The organism is Bacillus sp. EE-W1, assembly GCF_009760835.1.
GTDB classification, from domain to species: domain Bacteria; phylum Bacillota; class Bacilli; order Bacillales; family Bacillaceae_G; genus Bacillus_A; species Bacillus_A wiedmannii.
This window is the reverse complement of the sequence record NZ_WIPE01000074.1, coordinates 499,684-517,172: the sequence shown is the minus strand read 5'-3', so window position 1 is coordinate 517,172 and position 17,489 is coordinate 499,684. Positions and strand designations below refer to the sequence as shown.

The following is a 17,489-nucleotide window of genomic DNA, read 5'->3' as shown; positions in this document are numbered from 1 at the left end:
ATTTTTTCATGCTATATACATAGTGGGGAGGGAAAAATGATGAATGGAATTGAAATTTTTGCGAATACGATTTTGAAAGAGGCGTGCAGGGTACAAGCTTCGGATTTACATATTGTGCCCCGGAAGAAGGATGTAGCGGTTCAACTGCGTATAGGAAAAGATTTAATGACGAAACACTGTATCGAAAAGGAATTTGGAGAAAAACTTGTTTCACACTTTAAATTTTTAGCATCCATGGATATAGGGGAGAGACGGAAGCCACAAAATGGTTCACTGTATTTACAAATGGATGGACAAGAAGTGTATTTACGCCTTTCCACGCTTCCAACCGTATACCAAGAAAGTCTCGTTATTCGTCTTCATTTACAAGCATCTATTCAGCCGTTATCTCATCTTTCGTTATTTCCAAGTACAGTGAAAAAACTACTCTCTTTTTTACACTATTCACATGGGTTACTCGTATTTACTGGACCGACTGGTTCGGGGAAGACAACAACAATGTATGCATTATTAGAGGTAATTAAAAAAAAGAAAACACGTCGCATCGTTACACTTGAAGATCCAGTTGAAAAAAGAAATGACGATGTATTACAAATTCAAATAAATGAAAAAGCAGGTATCACATATGAGGCGGGACTAAAGGCCATTTTACGTCATGATCCAGATATTATTTTAGTCGGTGAAATTCGTGATGAAGAAACAGCGAAAATCGCTATAAGAGCAAGTTTGACTGGACATTTAGTAATGACGACACTGCATACTAGTGATGCGAAAGGGGCGATACTCCGATTTATGGATTTCGGTATAACGAGGCAAGAGATTGAACAATCTTTATTGGCTATAGCTGCACAGCGACTTGTCGAATTGAAATGTCCGTTTTGCCAAAGAAAGTGCTCAACTTTATGTAAATCAATGAGGCAGGTAAGACAAGCGAGTATTTATGAGTTGTTATATGGATATGAGTTAAAACAAGCAATTAAAGAAGCAAACGGGGAATGTGTCACGTACAAGCACGAAACATTAGAATCTTCGATACGAAAAGGATACGCTTTAGGATTTTTAGAAGAGGATGTGTATGTTTAAGAAAATATGGAGTTTAAGTGATCAAGTAGTATTGCTGAAACGATTAGGAGAACTATTAGAAAAAGGATACTCCCTTTTGCAGGCATTAGAATTTTTACAGTTTCAATTACCTTTAGAAAAGAAAGTACAATTGCAGCGCATGATTGATGGATTAAAAGATGGAAAAAGTCTACATGATTCTTTTCATCAATTAATGTTTCATCAGGAGGTGTTAAGTTATTTATTTTATGCTGAGCAACATGGTGATATTTCTTTTGCGTTGCAACAAGGGAGCGCACTTCTTTATAAAAAGGATAAGTATAGGAAAGATATGATGAAAATAATGCAGTATCCTATGTTTTTGGCGTTCTTTTTAATAATCATGATTTTTGTTTTTAACCGCATTTTATTACCGCAGGTTGACATGGTATATAGTTCATTCGGTTCTACAGCACCGTTACTTACAGAACAAATATTAAGTGCAATTAAGCTGCTACCCAGCCTTATTTTTAGCACTATTTTTATCATTATGATTGGATGTAGTGTATATATGTTTTACTTTCGGAAACTCCCGCATATGAAGCAGGTAAAAATTATGCTTCGTATCCCCCTCGTAAAAACATTTCTTATTTTAAAGCATTCACATTATTTCGCCACTCAATTGAGCGGTTTATTACAAGGTGGACTATCAGTACTTGAGGCCCTAACAATAATGATGGAGCAAAATTATCATCCGTTCTTTCAATATGAAGCGGGTCGAATTGAACGCCAATTAATTGCAGGAGAACCGTTGCAATCTATTATTGCTAAAAGCGGATATTATGATGAAGAACTTTCTTATATTATTACGCATGGACAAGCAAACGGTAATTTGGCGCTTGAATTAGGTGACTATAGCGATCTTATTATGGAAAAGATGGAGCAAAAAGTTAAACGTATGTTAGTGATCATTCAACCAATTTTATTTACGTGTATTGGAGGAATAGTCGTTCTTATGTATTTAGCGATGATTATGCCAATGTTTCAAATGATGAATTCTATTTAGGAGGCATTTACATGCAGAATGAAGAAGGGTTTACCCTTTTAGAAATGTTATTAGTTATGGTCGTCATAACTGTACTATTACTATTAATTATTCCGAATGTAGTTACACAGCGTTCATCCGTCGAAGGAAAAGGATGTAAAGCCTATGTGAAATCTATAGAAGCTCAAATACAAGCATACCATTTACAACATAATAAAATTCCCTCGCTAAAAGAGCTAAGGGATGAAAAATATATTACAGCTGATGAGTGTCCGAATGGTGAAGCCATTCATATTTCAAATGATGGCACAGTAACAACTGGGAAACTGTGAAACAAAAAGGTTTTACTCTGTTAGAAATGCTACTCGTTCTATTTGCAATTTCTGTACTAAGTATGGTCACGTATTTTAACGTACATTCATTACATGAAAAACAAAAAGTGGAACAATTTTTAAGACAGTTTTCAAACGATATTTTGTATATGCAACAATTAGCGATAAACCGTCAAAAACACTATACATTACGATGGTATAAAGATAGACATACGTATTATATAGGGGAGCTAAGTGAGAATCTTACTATCATTAAAAGAGAATATGATAGCGATATACAAATTGATTTGAATACTTTTCCAAATCCGATGACATATAATCCGAGTGGAAATATTAATAGAGGTGGCACTATTTTACTTTCGTATCGAAGTTATAAATATGAGATTGTATTTCAGCTTGGGAGAGGGAGATTTACGTATCGTGAAATGTCAAAAAGGGTCAGTGATGGCTGAGATGCTTGTAGCATTAAGTATAGTAATGATGGCAGTATCTTTACTACTTCCGCAAACAGTATTCGTTATGCAAGAACGAAAAAACATACAAATTCGTTATAAAGCATTTGTATTATTAAAAAGGGAAGCAGCTTTATATATGTATGAGAATGGGGCGAAACGACCGCAAGAAAAAGTCGTAAACGGAAATGTATATTACACATATTGGGGAGGAAATGAAGTTTGTGCTATGTGGAAAGATGTGAAAGGAAGAATGATGGAACAATGCTTTTATGCAGGAGAAAAAATAAATTAGAAGTTGGGTTTACATTAATAGAAATGATCGTATGTTTTTTTCTGTTATCACTGTTCTTTTTACTCTTGCCACGTTTAAATTTTATTGGAATGGAAAACAACCAATCAAAAGGATTAAATAATTGGGAATGGGATGTGTTTATAGGACAAGTACAGTTAGAGTTTCGTAAAGTATCTTTTGTAGAAAAAATAGTCCCTGAAAATAAAGATAATCTTTTGCGCTTCCGTCTTCGCACTGGAGATGAAGTGACGTATGAAAAATTGAATAATCATCTTATAAGAAAAGTGAATATGCGCGGAAGAGAAGTTATATTGCAAAATGTTGAAATGGTTTCGTATGAAGTAACACCTCATTTGCTCTTTATAAATGTGAAAGATATGAGTGGGAAAATATATGAAGGTGTAGCTGTCAGGTATAGCGAAATGGAAATAAATATATGAGAAAACAAGATGGATTTACGATGCCAGGAACAATCATTTTTCTTGTATTATTAACTTCGTTCTTTGTATACGAAACGAATATGTTGCTTATAGATAAAAAATTTTATATTGAAATAGAGCAAAAGTTTGTACTGGAGGAACTACTAAATCGATCTATTACAAATATAAAAAAAGACTTACAGCAAAAAGAAAAGGAAGATACTTTTTTCTTTCAATATGAAAAGGGCGAAGCAAGTGGGAATTACGTCTTTGAAAACGATGTTATACTCGTTTCGTTGCAGTGCAAAATAAAACAAGAAGTTTTCTACAAGGTTAGTTTCCGGTATAGAAAAAAGGATGAGAAAATATTCGATTGGATAGAAGGATAGCATGTAAAATATACGGATGAAAACCATAATTTCTTATTTTAAAATAGGTTATTTTTTTATAGGAAATGGATAAATAAAACAATTGAAAGTTTAAATTTTCTCAAAAAAGAGAAAGGTAGAAAGAATATGATATATTCAAGCTATCCAAACATATTTTTTAGGGAGAATAGGGAAATGACAAATAACAATCAAATAGGTGAAAATAAGGAACAAACTATTTTTGATCATAAAGGAAATGCAATTATGACGGAAGATAGGGAAATACACATTATTTCAAAATTCGAAGAACCTCTTATTGTCGTGTTAGGAAATGTATTAAGTGATGAAGAATGCGACGAATTGATTGAATTGTCTAAAAGTAAAATGAAACGTTCTAAAGTTGGTTCATCACGTGATGTAAATGATATTCGAACGAGTAGCGGTGCATTTTTGGAAGACAATGAGCTTACTGTAAAGATTGAAAAACGAATTTCATCTATCATGAATGTTCCTGTAGCGCATGGAGAAGGATTGCACATTTTAAATTATGAAGTGGATCAACAATATAAAGCGCACTATGATTATTTTGCGGAACATAGTAGATCAGCTGCTAATAATCGTATCAGTACGCTTATCATGTACTTAAATGATGTAGAAGAAGGCGGAGAAACGTTCTTCCCGAAATTAAATCTTTCTGTGCACCCTAGAAAGGGAATGGCAGTATACTTTGAGTATTTTTATCAAGATCAATCACTAAATGAGCTTACGTTACATGGAGGGGCACCTGTAACGAAAGGTGAGAAATGGATTGCAACGCAGTGGGTGAGAAGAGGCACTTATAAGTAAAAACGTGTATGTGACGTTTTGTTCTTCATTGTACAAGGAGAACAAAACGTTTTTTTATTAAATAATGTAATCTTTCGTTATAATAACAAATAATAACGGATGATTGAGAGGAACGAACATGAAAACTATATACATAACCGGTTATATGGGAGCTGGGAAAACAACAATTGGAAAAGAATTAAGTAAAGAACTTCATATGGATGTTGTCGATACCGACCAAAAGATTGAAGAGAAGCAGGAGAAGGCAATTCGTGATATTTTTGCCGAAGAAGGGGAAATCGCTTTTCGGGAATATGAAAGTGAAATGTTACGTTCACTACCCAGTTGTAATGTAATTATTACAACTGGTGGTGGAATCATTGAGCGAGAGGAAAACCGAAAGTGGATGAAGGAAAATGGAACTGTCGTGTATTTATATTGTGATCCACATGTAATTGCAGAAAGGCTTCGTGAAGATACGACACGTCCACTATTTCAGAAGAAAGATATAGAGGCATTTGTGGCAAAATTTGAATCGCGCCGAGCTTATTATGAAGAGGCTCATATTCATATCGATACGACGAATAAATCGGTAAAACAAATCATGAATGAATTAAAAGAAAAGATTAATGAATAAAAAAGTGGACATACTAATCAAGTAGAGGTGATGATAATATGTCTACTAATGATTATGTTCGCTTTGTGACACAGCAGTTTGTGTCGTATATGGATGCTCCAAAAGAAGATCGTAAACAAAAGAAAGAACAACGCCGTGCTGAAAAAGAGCCATTTATGAATAAGTGGTTTGGTGTTATGCCGCTTAGTGCTGCTTTGTTTTATCGAAACGTAAAAAATAAAAGAAAAAAATCAAGTTAACGATTTCTTAATATGTGTAGTAAAATGAAAATCCCCTAGTAGTATGATGCTACTAGGGGATTTTCATTTACTGTACAGATTCTTTTTCTTCTGTAACAGCATGTATTTTGTTGTTTACCCAAACAAATCCAATTCCGATACAAATGGAAATGCCCCATCCAACAGCGGTCATAATCGCTCTCATTTCACCATAGCCATCTACACCGAAAACAGAGATGAAATAAATTTTTAAGAAGCTTTTTAATATGAATTGTAGCCCGAAAAATAGCGTTAAATATTTTAGTGCTGGATAGATACGACTATCACGATACAGTTCACGACTTTTATCACGGTCATGGCCTTGCAATGCGGCAATATCTGCTGCGAAATATAACATAAGTGGTTTTTTTATAAAAATGGTACATATAACGATAATACCGAGCACGATGTGATAATACGCATCGTTCCATAACATTCGTTCAGCTGATCCAGATAATAGGTCTACCGTTGTATTAGAAATGAGTGTAATTAAAATAAAGAATCCTGTTACGTTAAACTGTTTTTCTTTTTTAAAGGTATACAGTGTATAAATAATCCCCGGAACAGAGGAAAGTAACATCGCGTAATAAGGATCGATATAAGGTTTTGCAAATTTCCAAATGAGGAATGGGATTACGAGATAAAAGACAAGATCTAATATAGCTTTTTTATTTTGATTCATATAAATCCTCCTTAAGTCATACATATATTTTATAATATAATTTCTGAAAATTGTATAATGTTTAATGGGAAAAGAAAAAATATATCACTTTTTGAGGGATTAGTAGATTGAAAAAATTGCCCCTAGCGTAGTAAGTTTTTTTAGTATATAATAAAGGAAACGCTTTCATTTTTGGTTTGTTCACAAAATGGACGGAAAATCACATATTTACTATCGATATGTTGCTTTATAATGAAACTAATTAAATATACATGCATACAATATTGTGAAATAAATAACATAAATAATCTATATAAATGTAAACGTTATCAAAATAGAGAGGTGGAGACAATGAGTAAATTTTTCTTCAATCATAATCCAGCAACAGTAGAGGATGGAAGGCTTGTTAAGTATGCTGAAATTATTTATGGAGAAGGTGGCCGTTCTGTATTAGAAAATTTAATGGTGAAGGCATCTATCAGATTGCGTGATCGTTATCCGAATAAATCTGACGAGCAGATCTCGAACCTCGTAAATAAAGGCATCCATGATATGTTTCAAAAATATGTGAGTGAGTAAGAGTAGCCAATGGCTGCTCTTATTTTTTTGTATAAGGATTGTATCTCTAGCTGAAAATAAGGATGTATTTTGAAAGATATAAAAAGGAGTGATAAAGATGAGTAATGGAATTGGTCGTTCAAAAGAAAATCTTCCAACTGATGCTAATCATGTGAGCGCAAAGGATCGTGCGCATCAAAAACGTATGGCAAAGCAAAAACAACAAGAGCGTAATGGCGATAGAGGATAACTCAAAAAAAGCTCCTTCTAAAACAGAAGGGGCTTTTTAAGAAAGAAAATGATTCGCGGTAACATAAAAGAGTCCGCCGTTAATAATTTGTACTGTAATGCGTGGTTCATATTGCTCTTGCAAGGCTTGTTTTTCAATTTCATAGCTTTCGGGGAGTTCATCACTTTCTTCATAAAAACGATTTAAAAGATCTAAATCGTGATTCCAGCGCACTCTTGCTTCTTTCGCCCACGTATGGTCATCTTCTGCAATAATATTTTTTAAAGCATCCTCTATACGTTGTAAACCGCTTTGCGGTTTAATGATAGGCGAGAGCGTAAAGCAAAAGTCAGGTATTTTCGGTGTAAGTTTAATTTTAGCTAATGTTTCATGAAAGTTTGCAATCATTGTGCCAGAAATGAGATGAATCCCAATGGAGTGAAGGATGTCTTTTTTTCGATCACATTGATAGGAAACTTTAATATTTACACCGAGCCAAGGATGGAGTGGTGTATGTGTCGCTCCGCTATGCCGTACTTCCTCATATAAACGTATGTAAGAGCCTAATTCTTTTGTCGTTTGGAAAATTTGATGAAGACGTGGTGAACCGTAGTGAATAAGCTCACCATCGCTTTCTTCACTTTCTGGATTTGTAAGAAGAGTAAGGCGCATCGGATTCGGTACGCCTCCTGTTTTCTCAAGATAGTGCCAATAAAAAGGACGGTTCATTAATAATTTATCCATCTCAATTGTTAACTGCACATCTAATAGATGAGGGGAGCGCTTTAAAATTTCGCAGTTATTCGCCTCAAAAAAATTGTATAAGTAATTATGAATTTCATGTTGCTGCATAGCCTTGCACCTCAGCTTCATTTCGTTTCGCGAAGTCGATAATAGATGTTAAGTTTTCCATCTTAATTCGGATTTCTCCTTCGCTTTTTGATTGCGCAAATATTTCTTGAATATGTGCGTCGATGTTTTTCATATTAATTCTCGTTAAAATTTCATCAAGTTCACCGATAACACGCTCAAATAAATTGATTTTTTCATATAACAGTTTCAAAATATGTTCTTCAACAGTATGTTTTGTAGCTAAGTTATAAATATGAACATCATTCTTTTGACCAAGACGGTGAATACGTCCGATTCTTTGTTCAAGACGCATTGGATTCCACGGTAAGTCATAATTAATCATATGGCTACAAAACTGTAAGTTAATCCCTTCACCACCAGCTTCGGTTGCAATTAATACTTGTGCGTGGTTTTGGAAAAGCTCCTTCATCCAATCTTTCTTCCCACGTTTAAACCCGCCGCGGAATGGAACGGAAGAAATACCGTGTTGTTGTAAAAACCATTGTAAATACATTTGTGAAGCTCTATATTCAGTGAAAATAATGACTTTATCGTCAATTTCTTTTATAAGTTCTAGTGCTTTATTCGCTTTTGAGTTGAAAGGAATATGATTAATTTTGTCCATTAGCACATCAATATGCGGGTCTTTTATGTAATGCTCATTTTCTTTCTGCCTTTTTTCCACATGTTTTTTTAATGAATAGTAAACAGCTTCACGACTACTACACGCTTCCCGTTTTAAAGTTAACGATGAGAAAGCAGATGTGAAGGCATCTTGTCCTCGCCAATTTTCAATACTATTATACAAAGCTTGCTCTTCTTCATTAAACTCAACAAAAATTGTACGTACATGTCTCTTTGGCCAATCAATTCCGGTATTATGACGTCGATTTCGGACCATCACTTTGTTAATAAGAGATTTTAAATCTTCATCAGATTCGGCGGAACGATTTTTTGAAGCATAATATTCTTCAAAGTTGGATTGATTACCTAAATGTCCTGGCTTTAATAAAGAAACGAGGTTGAAAATTTCATCAATCTTATTTTGAACAGGCGTAGCGGTTAATAATAAGCAAAATTTCTTTTTTAATCGTTGTGCAAATTCATAGTTTTTTGTTTTATTATTTTTAAGTTTATGTGCTTCATCGATAATAATAAGGTCATATTCTAAATTCAAAACGATATCGCGATGCGGTGAACGTTTTGCAGTATCAATTGATGATACAATCACATCGGCTTGTTCCCACGAGTAGCTTTTCTTTTGGGCTACAGCTGGAATAAAAAACTTTGTATTTAATTCGTATGCCCATTGTGATACGAGAGAGGCAGGGACGAGTATAAGTACTTTTTTCACAAGGCCGCGGACCATATATTCTTTTAAAATCAGCCCAGCTTCAATCGTTTTCCCAAGTCCCACTTCATCTGCTAGTATCGCTTTACCATTCATTTGTTCAATGACATTTTGAGCGACTTCTAATTGATGAGGAAGTGGTGTGAAATGAGATAAATGCTTCGGTGCTTGTAATCCATCGAAAGTAGGAACAAGTAACGATTTTTCTGTTTTATAAGCTAAATGATATAAATCCCAATTTGTCCAAGGACCATCTTCGTTAATTCTATTTAAAAAATTGTTTTGCCACGTTCGATCTACGGAAATATCGACATTCATTACGACTCTCCCACCTTTTATAAACTAAAGTAATTATTAAAAAAATCTTTATTATATAAGCCTTGTAATAAGGCTCTATTACACTTGCTGAAAGTTAAAGAATAGGCAAAGATAAAGGGCTAAATTTTGAAAATTGTATTTAATAAGATTAAGAATGAAAAATTCTAAATTATTTTTTATGCTAGAATATTGATGAAATATAGCGAATAATGTTAGGATAATGGTGTGAAATGTGTGGAATCTTTCGTATTTTATCCAAGAAAGTGATTTTTTATTTACGCTTTCATAAAAAAATATAATGAGATTCCGTATATCCTATCTTTTCAGAGTGAAAATGTTTAGATATGGCGAGCAACTTTTATTGATTTGTCAAAGCATAAGGGGGAGAGAGCATGATTACATTACAACGTACACCGTTATTTGATGTATACGCGAAGTATGGTGGAAAAACAATCGACTTCGGTGGTTGGGAATTACCAGTTCAATTTTCAAGCATTAAAGAAGAACATGAAGCTGTACGTACGGCTGCAGGTTTGTTCGATGTGTCTCATATGGGAGAAGTTGAGGTAAAAGGTGTAGATAGTTTAGCATTTTTACAACGTGTTGTTACAAATGACGTTTCTACCTTAAAGGTAGGAGGCGCACAATATACAGCTATGTGCTACGAAAATGGTGGTACAGTAGATGATTTATTAATCTACAAACGTGGTGAAGAAGACTATTTATTAGTAATCAATGCATCAAATATCGAGAAAGATTACGAATGGTTAGCTAGCCATGTAATTGGCGATGCGACAGTAGTCAATGTTTCTAGTGAAGTTGCACAGCTTGCAATTCAAGGTCCAAAAGCAGAAGGCATTTTACAAAAAGTTGTGTCAGAAGATTTGAAAGAAATTAAGTTCTTTAAATTTAAAAACGATATTCTTGTAGATGGAATTCCAGCACTTGTATCTCGTACAGGTTACACAGGTGAAGATGGATTTGAAATTTACTGTAAGAGTGAAGATGCTGCAAAACTTTGGGAGAAACTTCTTGAAGTTGGAGCAGAAGAAGGCTTAAAAGCATGTGGTTTAGGTGCTCGCGATACACTTCGCTTCGAAGCAACATTACCACTTTATGGTCAAGAATTATCAAAAGATATTACACCGATTGAAGCTGGCATTGGCTTTGCGGTAAAACCAAATAAAGAAGCAGACTTCTATGGAAAAGAAACGTTAAAAGAGCAAAAAGAAAACGGTGCGTCTCGTAAGTTAGTCGGCATTGAAGTAATCGAACGTGGAATTCCTCGTACACATTACCCTGTATTTATTGGAGAAGAAAAAATCGGGGAAGTAACGAGTGGTACACAATCTCCAACGTTAAAGAAAAGCATTGGTTTAGCACTAATTGATGTAAAATACGCAGCAGTTGATACAGAAGTAGAAATTGAAATTCGTAATAAACGCGTCAAAGCAGTAGTTGTTCCAACACCATTTTATAAACGTTCAAAGTAACGGGGAGAGGGGTAGATTTCATGTTGCATCGTTATCTTCCAATGACAGAAGAAGACAAAAAAGAAATGTTACAAACGATCGGCGTTCAAACGATCGATGAGTTATTCTCTGATATTCCAGAGAGTGTTCGTTTTAAAGGGGATTTAAAAATTAAAGAAGCAAAATCAGAGCCGGAGCTTTTAAAAGAGTTAACTCAAATGGCTAGTAAAAATGCTAACTTAAAAGAATACGCTTCTTTCTTAGGAGCAGGTGTATACGATCATTACGCTCCAGTAATTGTAGATCACGTTATCTCTCGCTCAGAATTTTATACAGCTTACACGCCATACCAACCAGAAATTTCACAAGGGGAATTACAAGCGATCTTTGAATTCCAAACAATGATTTGTGAATTAACAGGAATGGATGTAGCAAACTCTTCTATGTACGACGGAGGTACAGCTTTAGCTGAAGCGGCAATGCTAGCAGCTGGCCATACTCGCAAAAAGAAAATCCTTGTATCTAGTGCAGTTCATCCAGAATCAAGAGCAGTACTTGAAACGTATGCAAAAGGTCAACATCTTGAAGTTGTTGAAATTAATCATAAAGATGGTGTAACAGATTTAGACGTATTACAAAGTGAAGTAGATGATACAGTTGCTTGTGTAATCGTTCAATATCCAAACTTCTTCGGACAAGTTGAAAAATTAGCTGATATTGAAAAAATCGTTCATCAACAAAAATCATTATTTATCGTTTCTTCAAATCCATTATCATTAGGCGCATTAACACCACCAGGAAAATTTGGTGCTGATGTTGTAATCGGTGATGCACAACCATTTGGTATTCCAACGCAGTTTGGTGGACCACACTGTGGTTACTTTGCAACAACGAAAGCATTTATGCGTAAAATTCCAGGACGTCTTGTTGGACAAACTGTAGATTCAGATGGTAAACGTGGATTTGTATTAACGTTACAAGCACGTGAACAGCATATTCGCCGTGATAAAGCGACGTCTAACATTTGTTCAAACCAAGCGTTAAATGCATTAGCAGCATCAGTTGCAATGACGGCACTTGGTAAACAAGGTGTGAAAGAAATGGCACGTCAAAACATTTCTAAAGCACAATATGCAAAACGTCAATTTGAAGCGAAAGGCTTCACTGTAACATTTGCTGGACCATTCTTCAATGAGTTTGTTGTAGATTGCAAGCGTCCAGTGAAAGAAGTAAACGATGCATTATTACAAAAGAATATTATCGGCGGTTACGACCTAGGCCGTGATTATAAAGAGCATGAGAACCATATGCTTGTAGCAGTAACTGAGCTTCGTACAAAAGAGGAAATTGACACACTTGTAAACGAAATGGGGGCTATCCAATGAAGAACCAAGACCAAGCACTTATCTTTGAAGTGAGTAAAGAAGGACGCATAGGATATAGCCTACCAAAATTAGATGTAGAAGAAGTGAAACTAGAAGATGTGTTTGAGAGCGATTATATTCGAGTAGAAGATGCAGAGCTACCAGAAGTATCTGAACTTGACATTATGCGCCACTATACAGCACTTTCAAACCGTAACCACGGTGTAGATTCTGGATTCTATCCACTTGGATCTTGTACGATGAAATATAATCCGAAAATTAATGAGAATGTAGCTCGTTTCGCAGGATTTGCAAATATTCATCCATTACAAGATGAAAAGACAGTACAAGGTGCAATGGAATTAATGTACGACTTACAAGAGCACTTAATTGAGATTACAGGTATGGATACTGTTACATTGCAACCAGCAGCGGGTGCACACGGAGAATGGACAGGTTTAATGTTAATTCGTGCATACCATGAAGCAAATGGTGACTTTAACCGTACGAAAGTAATTGTTCCTGACTCTGCTCACGGAACGAATCCAGCATCTGCAACTGTAGCTGGTTTTGAAACAATTACAGTAAAATCAAATGAACATGGTCTTGTTGACTTAGAAGATTTAAAACGTGTTGTAAACGAAGAAACAGCAGCACTTATGTTAACAAATCCTAATACATTAGGTCTATTCGAAGAAAATATTTTAGAAATGGCAGAAATCGTCCATAACGCAGGCGGTAAATTATACTATGATGGTGCAAACTTAAATGCGGTATTAAGCCAAGCGCGCCCAGGAGATATGGGATTTGACGTTGTACATTTAAACCTTCATAAAACATTTACAGGTCCTCACGGCGGCGGTGGCCCAGGTTCGGGTCCAGTAGGTGTGAAAGCTGATTTAATTCCGTACTTACCAAAACCAATTTTAGAGAAAACGGAAAATGGCTATCACTTTAATTATGATCGTCCAGAAGCAATTGGGCGCGTAAAACCATTCTATGGTAACTTCGGAATTAACGTTCGTGCATACACATACATTCGTTCTATGGGTCCAGATGGACTACGTGCAGTAACGGAGTATGCGGTATTAAATGCGAACTATATGATGAGAAGATTAGCACCATTCTATGATCTTCCGTTCGATAGACATTGTAAGCATGAGTTTGTATTATCAGGTCGTCGCCAAAAGAAACTTGGCGTACGTACATTAGATATCGCAAAGCGCCTGCTTGATTTCGGTTACCATCCACCGACAATTTACTTCCCATTAAATGTGGAAGAATGTATTATGATTGAGCCGACAGAAACAGAATCAAAAGAAACATTAGATGGTTTCATTGATAAGATGATTCAAATTGCTAAAGAAGTAGAAGAAAATCCAGAAGTTGTACAAGAAGCGCCACATACAACGGTAATTAAACGTTTGGATGAAACATTGGCTGCTCGTAAACCAGTTTTACGTTATGAAAAGCTAGCTCCTGTACAAGTTTAATTAGAATAAAAAAGGAAGAACTCGCTATATGCGGGTTCTTTTTTTGTATGGAGAATTTGTCCCGCGATTTGCGGGCGGATAATCAATGGGGATGAACAAAAATCCCCCGCTGATTAAAGTTTCACTTTATGCAGAACTAGTGAAGAAAATGTTAAAATTTTATATTTTTTGTTTCATAATGGTGTAAAGAAGTAGTTTCATAGGTGATTTTGTTGAAAAAGTCAGTTTGATAAAAGTATTTATTTTTGTTAGAATTTTATTGAAATTAAGAAGATGCAATGAGATAGGAATGACTCATTTTTATGTATATGTGAAAAAACGAGCAAGTTGGGGGTGAAAATGTGGGATATCGGTGTTATAGAATGATATACCATTTAGAAAACGGAAAAACGATTAAAGATGTAAAAGAATTTTGTTATCGAGATCAAGGAAAAGTATTAGAAAGAGTAGCACATCGTGTAATGGATAATAGAGAAGTGACGGCAATTGATAAGAAAGGAACAATCATTTCAATAGCATGTGAGGACATTGTAAAGGTGGAACTTGATTACATAACAGAAAGTTAACCTTGAGTCATATCGAATTATTCGATACAATATACTGTTGAATGGTGACGAGAGAAGAGAGGAGTTTATTATGGGTAGTACAAGACACTTTTATATGTTTATCTTAGCGTTTATTCTTGTTGTAGCATTAACGATTTATTTAATTGTTGATAGCACTTGGTACAACACAGTTCATCCGGCGTTCCTTCTGTTTATGTATGTAGGAATTGCGGTAGTGAGTTTCGGAATGAGAGATGAGATGTTAGATCGCTTTGAAAAGTGATACATATACGAAAGACCAACAGGAAAATGTTGGTCTTTTTTTCTTGCCAAAAATAGGATGGTGTGTATATACTGTGTATATAAGGTATATACAGTATATACACACCGGAGGAAAACATGAATATTATTATTTCGAATTCTTCCCAAGACCCTATTTATGTACAAATAAGAAAACAATTAAGCCAGCTTATTTTAAATGGTGGTTTAAAGGGTGGAGACCAATTACCGTCTATTCGTAGCTTAGCGAAGGAATTACAAATTAGTGTAATTACAACGAAGCGTGCGTACGAGGAGCTTGAAAAAGAAGGATATATAGAAACTGTTGCTGGGAAGGGGACTTATGTTTCACGTAAAAATAATGAACTACTAAAAGAACAAAGGCTTCGTCTATTGGAAAGTAAAGCGGAAGAGATTGTAAATGAAAGTAAAGCGTTGCAGCTTTCACTTGAAGATTTACAGCAGATGATTGCGTGTTTATATGAGGGGGAATAAGAGATGTTAGAGCTAAAAAATGTTTGTAAAAGTTATCAAGATTTTGCAGTGAAAAATATAAGTTTTACGTTACCACGCGGATATATTATGGGATTTGTCGGACCGAATGGCGCAGGGAAAAGTACGACAATCAAAATGATTATGAATTTAATTCGAAAAGATAGCGGCGATATAAAAATTTTTGGCAAAGACAATAAGAAAGCTGAAAAGGAAATAAAACAAAATATTGGTTTTGTATATGATGAAAACCATTACTACGAAGGTTTAACGTGTGAACAAATGAAACGTATTATTGCACCATTATATAAAAAGTGGGACGAAGAGCAGTATCAATCGTATATGCACAGATTACAAGTTCCGAAGTATAAAAAAATTAAAGAACTATCAAAAGGGATGAAAATGAAATTTGCGATTGCTATCGCACTTTCACATCACGCAGAGTTTATCATTATGGATGAACCGACAGCAGGATTAGATCCAGTTGTTCGAAGTGAATTACTTGATATTTTGCAAGAAATTGTAATGGAGGATGAAGTATCTGTATTATTCTCAACGCACATTACAACAGATTTAGAGCGCATCGCAGATTATATTACGTTCATCAATGATGGAGAAATTATATTTACTGGTGAGAAAGATGAACTAATGGAGAACTACGTAATCGTAAAAGGAAGTAATGATTTATTAGACCGAGAAGGAAAAGAATTATTTGTTGGATTACGAAAAAATAAATTTGGTTTCGAAGGTTTAGCGAAGGATAAACAAGCAATTATCGATTGGTTTGGAAATGAGGTTGTACTAGAAAAGCCTACATTAGATGATATTATCGTTTACACCGCAAAAGGGAGAGGTGCCTGTGCGTCAGCTCATATATAAAGATTTGTTCTTTTTTAGGGTAACGTGGTTAGTGAATCTAATTATGCCTCTTGTATTATTTATGTTAGATCCAAGTGGTGAATTGTTATTTTCGATGAGTTGTCTATTTATAACCCTTTCTTCCGTTATGACGTTAACTTTTATGGATGAAAGGAATAACAGTGACATTATTATAAATAGTTTACCGGTAAGCCGAAAGGATATCATAATTGCTAGATATGTTTCCAGTGCAATATTTATTGTTGTTGGCATACTCTCTACGATGTTAGTTGTTTTTCTTGTAAGAGGCATTGTGGTCATTGGTGATATCGGTGCCTATCATCCGAATCTATACATTGAAATTCCATGGTATGAAGTAATAAATGGAGCTGTTTACGCCGTATTTTTTGTTGTAACATTCTTTCCTAGTTATTATATTACAAGGTCAAAGATAGCACGAAGTATAGTGTCAGGAGCATCAATGGCAGTTGGTGGAATTGCTTGGATATTCATAGGAGATGGATTGGATGAAACAACACCTTCATTCATTGAGTGGATTATGAATCCAGTGCATATCGGTGTACTTATAGTTGGAGGAATGATATTAGCTAGTGTCTATATCGTTTCTATGTTTCTTACAATTAAAATTTATGAAGCACGTGATTTGTAGGGGAGGAATTGTATGCAACAGTTAATTTTGAAAGAGTTTTTCTTACAAAGAAAAATGTTTCTTATCTATTTAATCTTACCAATATACGGAGCATTCCAAAACACTATAGAACCATTTCAATTAGCATATGTTTGTTTTGCTATATGTCTTTTGATGATTTCAATCTCTTTATCAAATGAGGAGAAAAATAGTACGGAAAAAGTGTTAGTAAGTCTACCTTTTACTAGGAAAGATCTTGTCATTGCGAAATACATATCGACACTATTATTTATGGCATTCAGCTTAATCATTACATTCGTTTTCTTTGTACTACCTGTATTTGTATTAAAAGAAAATATAAATATTCCTTGGTATGCAGCATTTATAGCTATTTTCTTTTCTATTCTGTATGCTGTTATGATCCTTCCCATAAAATATAGTGAGGATAAGCGAATGGTTACTATGTTGGGATTAGTTATGCTTTTTCCTATAATAGGCTTACTAGGATTTATGTGCAATATATTTACGGATGAAAGGCTTATGCTAATAATTTTTCGAACTTCCGATGTGCTATTAGTCATAAGTATTTTAAGTATAGGCGCTTGTGTAAGTTATTTAGCTTCAATGTTTGTAGCTATTGTGAGTTTTAAAAAGAAAGAGCTTTAATCCTTCTTATATAAAAATTAATAAGTGATGT

25 protein-coding genes are annotated in these 17,489 nt (G+C 34.7%); 21 read left to right on the top strand and 4 right to left on the bottom strand.

Annotated features, from left to right (window positions below):
* Positions 1-39: 39 nt before the first annotated feature.
* From comGA to GFJ36_RS21975, 10 genes are all read left to right on the top strand, one after another.
* The gene (gene comGA, locus GFJ36_RS22020; RefSeq protein WP_088064407.1) at positions 40-1,083 is read left to right on the top strand and encodes a competence protein ComGA; all 1,044 of its coding nucleotides are present in this window, start codon (positions 40-42) and stop codon (positions 1,081-1,083) included.
* Positions 1,076-2,107, top strand: a complete 1,032-nt coding sequence (comGB, locus tag GFJ36_RS22015; RefSeq protein WP_088064406.1) for a competence type IV pilus assembly protein ComGB — start codon at positions 1,076-1,078, stop codon at positions 2,105-2,107. The genes comGA and comGB overlap by 8 nt, the downstream gene beginning before the upstream one ends.
* 11 nt (positions 2,108-2,118) lie before the next feature.
* The gene (gene comGC / locus GFJ36_RS22010; RefSeq protein WP_088064405.1) at positions 2,119-2,418 is read left to right on the top strand and encodes a competence type IV pilus major pilin ComGC; all 300 of its coding nucleotides are present in this window, start codon (positions 2,119-2,121) and stop codon (positions 2,416-2,418) included.
* Complete coding sequence (comGD, locus tag GFJ36_RS22005) at positions 2,415-2,870, top strand: comG operon protein ComGD (RefSeq protein WP_000810391.1); 456 nt, start codon at positions 2,415-2,417, stop codon at positions 2,868-2,870. The genes comGC and comGD overlap by 4 nt, the downstream gene beginning before the upstream one ends.
* A complete protein-coding gene (locus GFJ36_RS22000) occupies positions 2,863-3,165 on the top strand; it encodes a competence protein ComG (protein WP_097889617.1) in 303 nt (100 codons plus the stop codon). Before comGD ends, GFJ36_RS22000 begins: the two co-directional genes overlap by 8 nt.
* Positions 3,135-3,605: a competence type IV pilus minor pilin ComGF gene (comGF, locus tag GFJ36_RS21995; RefSeq protein ID WP_098082024.1), complete on the top strand. Its 471-nt coding sequence runs from the start codon at positions 3,135-3,137 to the stop codon at positions 3,603-3,605. The genes GFJ36_RS22000 and comGF overlap by 31 nt, the downstream gene beginning before the upstream one ends.
* Positions 3,602-3,973, top strand: a complete 372-nt coding sequence (gene comGG, locus GFJ36_RS21990) for a competence type IV pilus minor pilin ComGG (RefSeq protein WP_046956345.1) — start codon at positions 3,602-3,604, stop codon at positions 3,971-3,973. The genes comGF and comGG overlap by 4 nt, the downstream gene beginning before the upstream one ends.
* Before the next feature lie 174 nt (positions 3,974-4,147).
* On the top strand, positions 4,148-4,798 hold the full coding sequence (locus GFJ36_RS21985; protein ID WP_046957539.1) for a 2OG-Fe(II) oxygenase: 651 nt from the start codon (positions 4,148-4,150) through the stop codon (positions 4,796-4,798).
* 118 nt (positions 4,799-4,916) lie between these two features.
* Positions 4,917-5,414 (top strand): shikimate kinase, encoded by a 498-nt coding sequence (locus GFJ36_RS21980; protein WP_088064403.1) that lies wholly within the window; start codon positions 4,917-4,919, stop codon positions 5,412-5,414.
* Positions 5,415-5,452: 38 nt separating this feature from the next.
* Positions 5,453-5,653, top strand: coding sequence for a YqzE family protein (locus GFJ36_RS21975; protein WP_000106081.1), 201 nt, complete (start codon positions 5,453-5,455; stop codon positions 5,651-5,653).
* 67 nt (positions 5,654-5,720) lie between these two features.
* Here GFJ36_RS21975 and GFJ36_RS21970 read toward each other — a convergent pair whose 3' ends face one another.
* Entirely contained in the window at positions 5,721-6,353 is a 633-nt protein-coding gene (locus GFJ36_RS21970) for a VC0807 family protein (RefSeq protein WP_088064402.1), read from the bottom strand.
* 140 nt (positions 6,354-6,493) lie between these two features.
* On the bottom strand, positions 6,494-6,610 hold the full coding sequence (locus tag GFJ36_RS21965) for a hypothetical protein (protein ID WP_003279814.1): 117 nt from the start codon (positions 6,608-6,610) through the stop codon (positions 6,494-6,496).
* A 73-nt stretch (positions 6,611-6,683) separates the two neighbouring features.
* Here GFJ36_RS21965 and GFJ36_RS21960 point away from each other — a divergent pair, with 73 nt between their 5' ends.
* Positions 6,684-6,911 carry a hypothetical protein gene (locus GFJ36_RS21960; RefSeq protein ID WP_000032702.1) on the top strand — a complete coding sequence of 76 codons (228 nt, stop codon included), beginning with the start codon at positions 6,684-6,686 and terminating at the stop codon, positions 6,909-6,911.
* A 97-nt stretch (positions 6,912-7,008) separates the two neighbouring features.
* Positions 7,009-7,140: a hypothetical protein gene (locus GFJ36_RS30000; RefSeq protein WP_000064661.1), complete on the top strand. Its 132-nt coding sequence runs from the start codon at positions 7,009-7,011 to the stop codon at positions 7,138-7,140.
* A gap of 36 nt (positions 7,141-7,176) precedes the next feature.
* On the opposite strand, the gene GFJ36_RS21955 is transcribed toward GFJ36_RS30000, so the two are convergent.
* Together GFJ36_RS21955 and GFJ36_RS21950 are read right to left on the bottom strand one after the other, a co-directional pair.
* On the bottom strand, positions 7,177-7,971 hold the full coding sequence (locus tag GFJ36_RS21955) for a YqhG family protein (RefSeq protein ID WP_001183978.1): 795 nt from the start codon (positions 7,969-7,971) through the stop codon (positions 7,177-7,179).
* The gene (locus tag GFJ36_RS21950) at positions 7,958-9,640 is read right to left on the bottom strand and encodes a DEAD/DEAH box helicase (RefSeq protein ID WP_046957535.1); all 1,683 of its coding nucleotides are present in this window, start codon (positions 9,638-9,640) and stop codon (positions 7,958-7,960) included. The genes GFJ36_RS21955 and GFJ36_RS21950 overlap by 14 nt, the downstream gene beginning before the upstream one ends.
* A 392-nt stretch (positions 9,641-10,032) precedes the next feature.
* Here GFJ36_RS21950 and gcvT point away from each other — a divergent pair, with 392 nt between their 5' ends.
* The 9 genes from gcvT (at position 10,033) to GFJ36_RS21905 (ending at position 17,458) form a co-directional block, all read left to right on the top strand.
* Entirely contained in the window at positions 10,033-11,133 is a 1,101-nt protein-coding gene (gene gcvT / locus GFJ36_RS21945; RefSeq protein WP_046956348.1) for a glycine cleavage system aminomethyltransferase GcvT, read from the top strand.
* A 20-nt stretch (positions 11,134-11,153) separates the two neighbouring features.
* Positions 11,154-12,497, top strand: a complete 1,344-nt coding sequence (gcvPA, locus tag GFJ36_RS21940) for an aminomethyl-transferring glycine dehydrogenase subunit 1 (RefSeq protein ID WP_000903246.1) — start codon at positions 11,154-11,156, stop codon at positions 12,495-12,497.
* The gene (gene gcvPB, locus GFJ36_RS21935) at positions 12,494-13,969 is read left to right on the top strand and encodes an aminomethyl-transferring glycine dehydrogenase subunit 2 (RefSeq protein WP_000795689.1); all 1,476 of its coding nucleotides are present in this window, start codon (positions 12,494-12,496) and stop codon (positions 13,967-13,969) included. Before gcvPA ends, gcvPB begins: the two co-directional genes overlap by 4 nt.
* Positions 13,970-14,331: 362 nt before the next feature.
* Positions 14,332-14,535, top strand: a complete 204-nt coding sequence (locus tag GFJ36_RS21930; RefSeq protein ID WP_000639158.1) for a DUF3929 family protein — start codon at positions 14,332-14,334, stop codon at positions 14,533-14,535.
* A gap of 70 nt (positions 14,536-14,605) precedes the next feature.
* Positions 14,606-14,797, top strand: coding sequence for a hypothetical protein (locus GFJ36_RS21925; protein WP_141542703.1), 192 nt, complete (start codon positions 14,606-14,608; stop codon positions 14,795-14,797).
* Between the two features lie 116 nt (positions 14,798-14,913).
* Complete coding sequence (locus tag GFJ36_RS21920) at positions 14,914-15,288, top strand: GntR family transcriptional regulator (protein ID WP_001021351.1); 375 nt, start codon at positions 14,914-14,916, stop codon at positions 15,286-15,288.
* Between the two features lie 3 nt (positions 15,289-15,291).
* A complete protein-coding gene (locus GFJ36_RS21915; protein ID WP_088064401.1) occupies positions 15,292-16,164 on the top strand; it encodes an ABC transporter ATP-binding protein in 873 nt (290 codons plus the stop codon).
* Positions 16,145-16,813, top strand: coding sequence for an ABC-2 transporter permease (locus tag GFJ36_RS21910; protein ID WP_088064400.1), 669 nt, complete (start codon positions 16,145-16,147; stop codon positions 16,811-16,813). Before GFJ36_RS21915 ends, GFJ36_RS21910 begins: the two co-directional genes overlap by 20 nt.
* Positions 16,814-16,825: 12 nt before the next feature.
* Positions 16,826-17,458, top strand: a complete 633-nt coding sequence (locus GFJ36_RS21905) for an ABC-2 transporter permease (RefSeq protein WP_088064399.1) — start codon at positions 16,826-16,828, stop codon at positions 17,456-17,458.
* Positions 17,459-17,489: the final 31 nt, after the last annotated feature.

What these genes read in the sequence shown, in the direction of transcription:
- comGA (WP_088064407.1), top strand. Translation starts at nt 40, where the DNA reads ATGAATGGAATTGAAATTTTTGCGAATACGATTTTGAAAGAGGCGTGC.
- comGB (WP_088064406.1), top strand. Translation starts at nt 1,076, where the DNA reads ATGTTTAAGAAAATATGGAGTTTAAGTGATCAAGTAGTATTGCTGAAA.
- comGC (WP_088064405.1), top strand. Translation starts at nt 2,119, where the DNA reads ATGCAGAATGAAGAAGGGTTTACCCTTTTAGAAATGTTATTAGTTATG.
- GFJ36_RS22000 (WP_097889617.1), top strand. Translation starts at nt 2,863, where the DNA reads ATGGCTGAGATGCTTGTAGCATTAAGTATAGTAATGATGGCAGTATCT.
- comGF (WP_098082024.1), top strand. Translation starts at nt 3,135, where the DNA reads ATGCTTTTATGCAGGAGAAAAAATAAATTAGAAGTTGGGTTTACATTA.
- comGG (WP_046956345.1), top strand. Translation starts at nt 3,602, where the DNA reads ATGAGAAAACAAGATGGATTTACGATGCCAGGAACAATCATTTTTCTT.
- GFJ36_RS21985 (WP_046957539.1), top strand. Translation starts at nt 4,148, where the DNA reads ATGACAAATAACAATCAAATAGGTGAAAATAAGGAACAAACTATTTTT.
- GFJ36_RS21980 (WP_088064403.1), top strand. Translation starts at nt 4,917, where the DNA reads ATGAAAACTATATACATAACCGGTTATATGGGAGCTGGGAAAACAACA.
- GFJ36_RS21975 (WP_000106081.1), top strand. Translation starts at nt 5,453, where the DNA reads ATGTCTACTAATGATTATGTTCGCTTTGTGACACAGCAGTTTGTGTCG.
- GFJ36_RS21970 (WP_088064402.1), bottom strand. Translation starts at nt 6,353, where the DNA reads ATGAATCAAAATAAAAAAGCTATATTAGATCTTGTCTTTTATCTCGTA.
- GFJ36_RS21965 (WP_003279814.1), bottom strand. Translation starts at nt 6,610, where the DNA reads ATGCATGTATATTTAATTAGTTTCATTATAAAGCAACATATCGATAGT.
- GFJ36_RS21960 (WP_000032702.1), top strand. Translation starts at nt 6,684, where the DNA reads ATGAGTAAATTTTTCTTCAATCATAATCCAGCAACAGTAGAGGATGGA.
- GFJ36_RS30000 (WP_000064661.1), top strand. Translation starts at nt 7,009, where the DNA reads ATGAGTAATGGAATTGGTCGTTCAAAAGAAAATCTTCCAACTGATGCT.
- GFJ36_RS21955 (WP_001183978.1), bottom strand. Translation starts at nt 7,971, where the DNA reads ATGCAGCAACATGAAATTCATAATTACTTATACAATTTTTTTGAGGCG.
- GFJ36_RS21950 (WP_046957535.1), bottom strand. Translation starts at nt 9,640, where the DNA reads ATGAATGTCGATATTTCCGTAGATCGAACGTGGCAAAACAATTTTTTA.
- gcvT (WP_046956348.1), top strand. Translation starts at nt 10,033, where the DNA reads ATGATTACATTACAACGTACACCGTTATTTGATGTATACGCGAAGTAT.
- gcvPA (WP_000903246.1), top strand. Translation starts at nt 11,154, where the DNA reads ATGTTGCATCGTTATCTTCCAATGACAGAAGAAGACAAAAAAGAAATG.
- gcvPB (WP_000795689.1), top strand. Translation starts at nt 12,494, where the DNA reads ATGAAGAACCAAGACCAAGCACTTATCTTTGAAGTGAGTAAAGAAGGA.
- GFJ36_RS21930 (WP_000639158.1), top strand. Translation starts at nt 14,332, where the DNA reads ATGATATACCATTTAGAAAACGGAAAAACGATTAAAGATGTAAAAGAA.
- GFJ36_RS21925 (WP_141542703.1), top strand. Translation starts at nt 14,606, where the DNA reads ATGGGTAGTACAAGACACTTTTATATGTTTATCTTAGCGTTTATTCTT.
- GFJ36_RS21920 (WP_001021351.1), top strand. Translation starts at nt 14,914, where the DNA reads ATGAATATTATTATTTCGAATTCTTCCCAAGACCCTATTTATGTACAA.
- GFJ36_RS21915 (WP_088064401.1), top strand. Translation starts at nt 15,292, where the DNA reads ATGTTAGAGCTAAAAAATGTTTGTAAAAGTTATCAAGATTTTGCAGTG.
- GFJ36_RS21905 (WP_088064399.1), top strand. Translation starts at nt 16,826, where the DNA reads ATGCAACAGTTAATTTTGAAAGAGTTTTTCTTACAAAGAAAAATGTTT.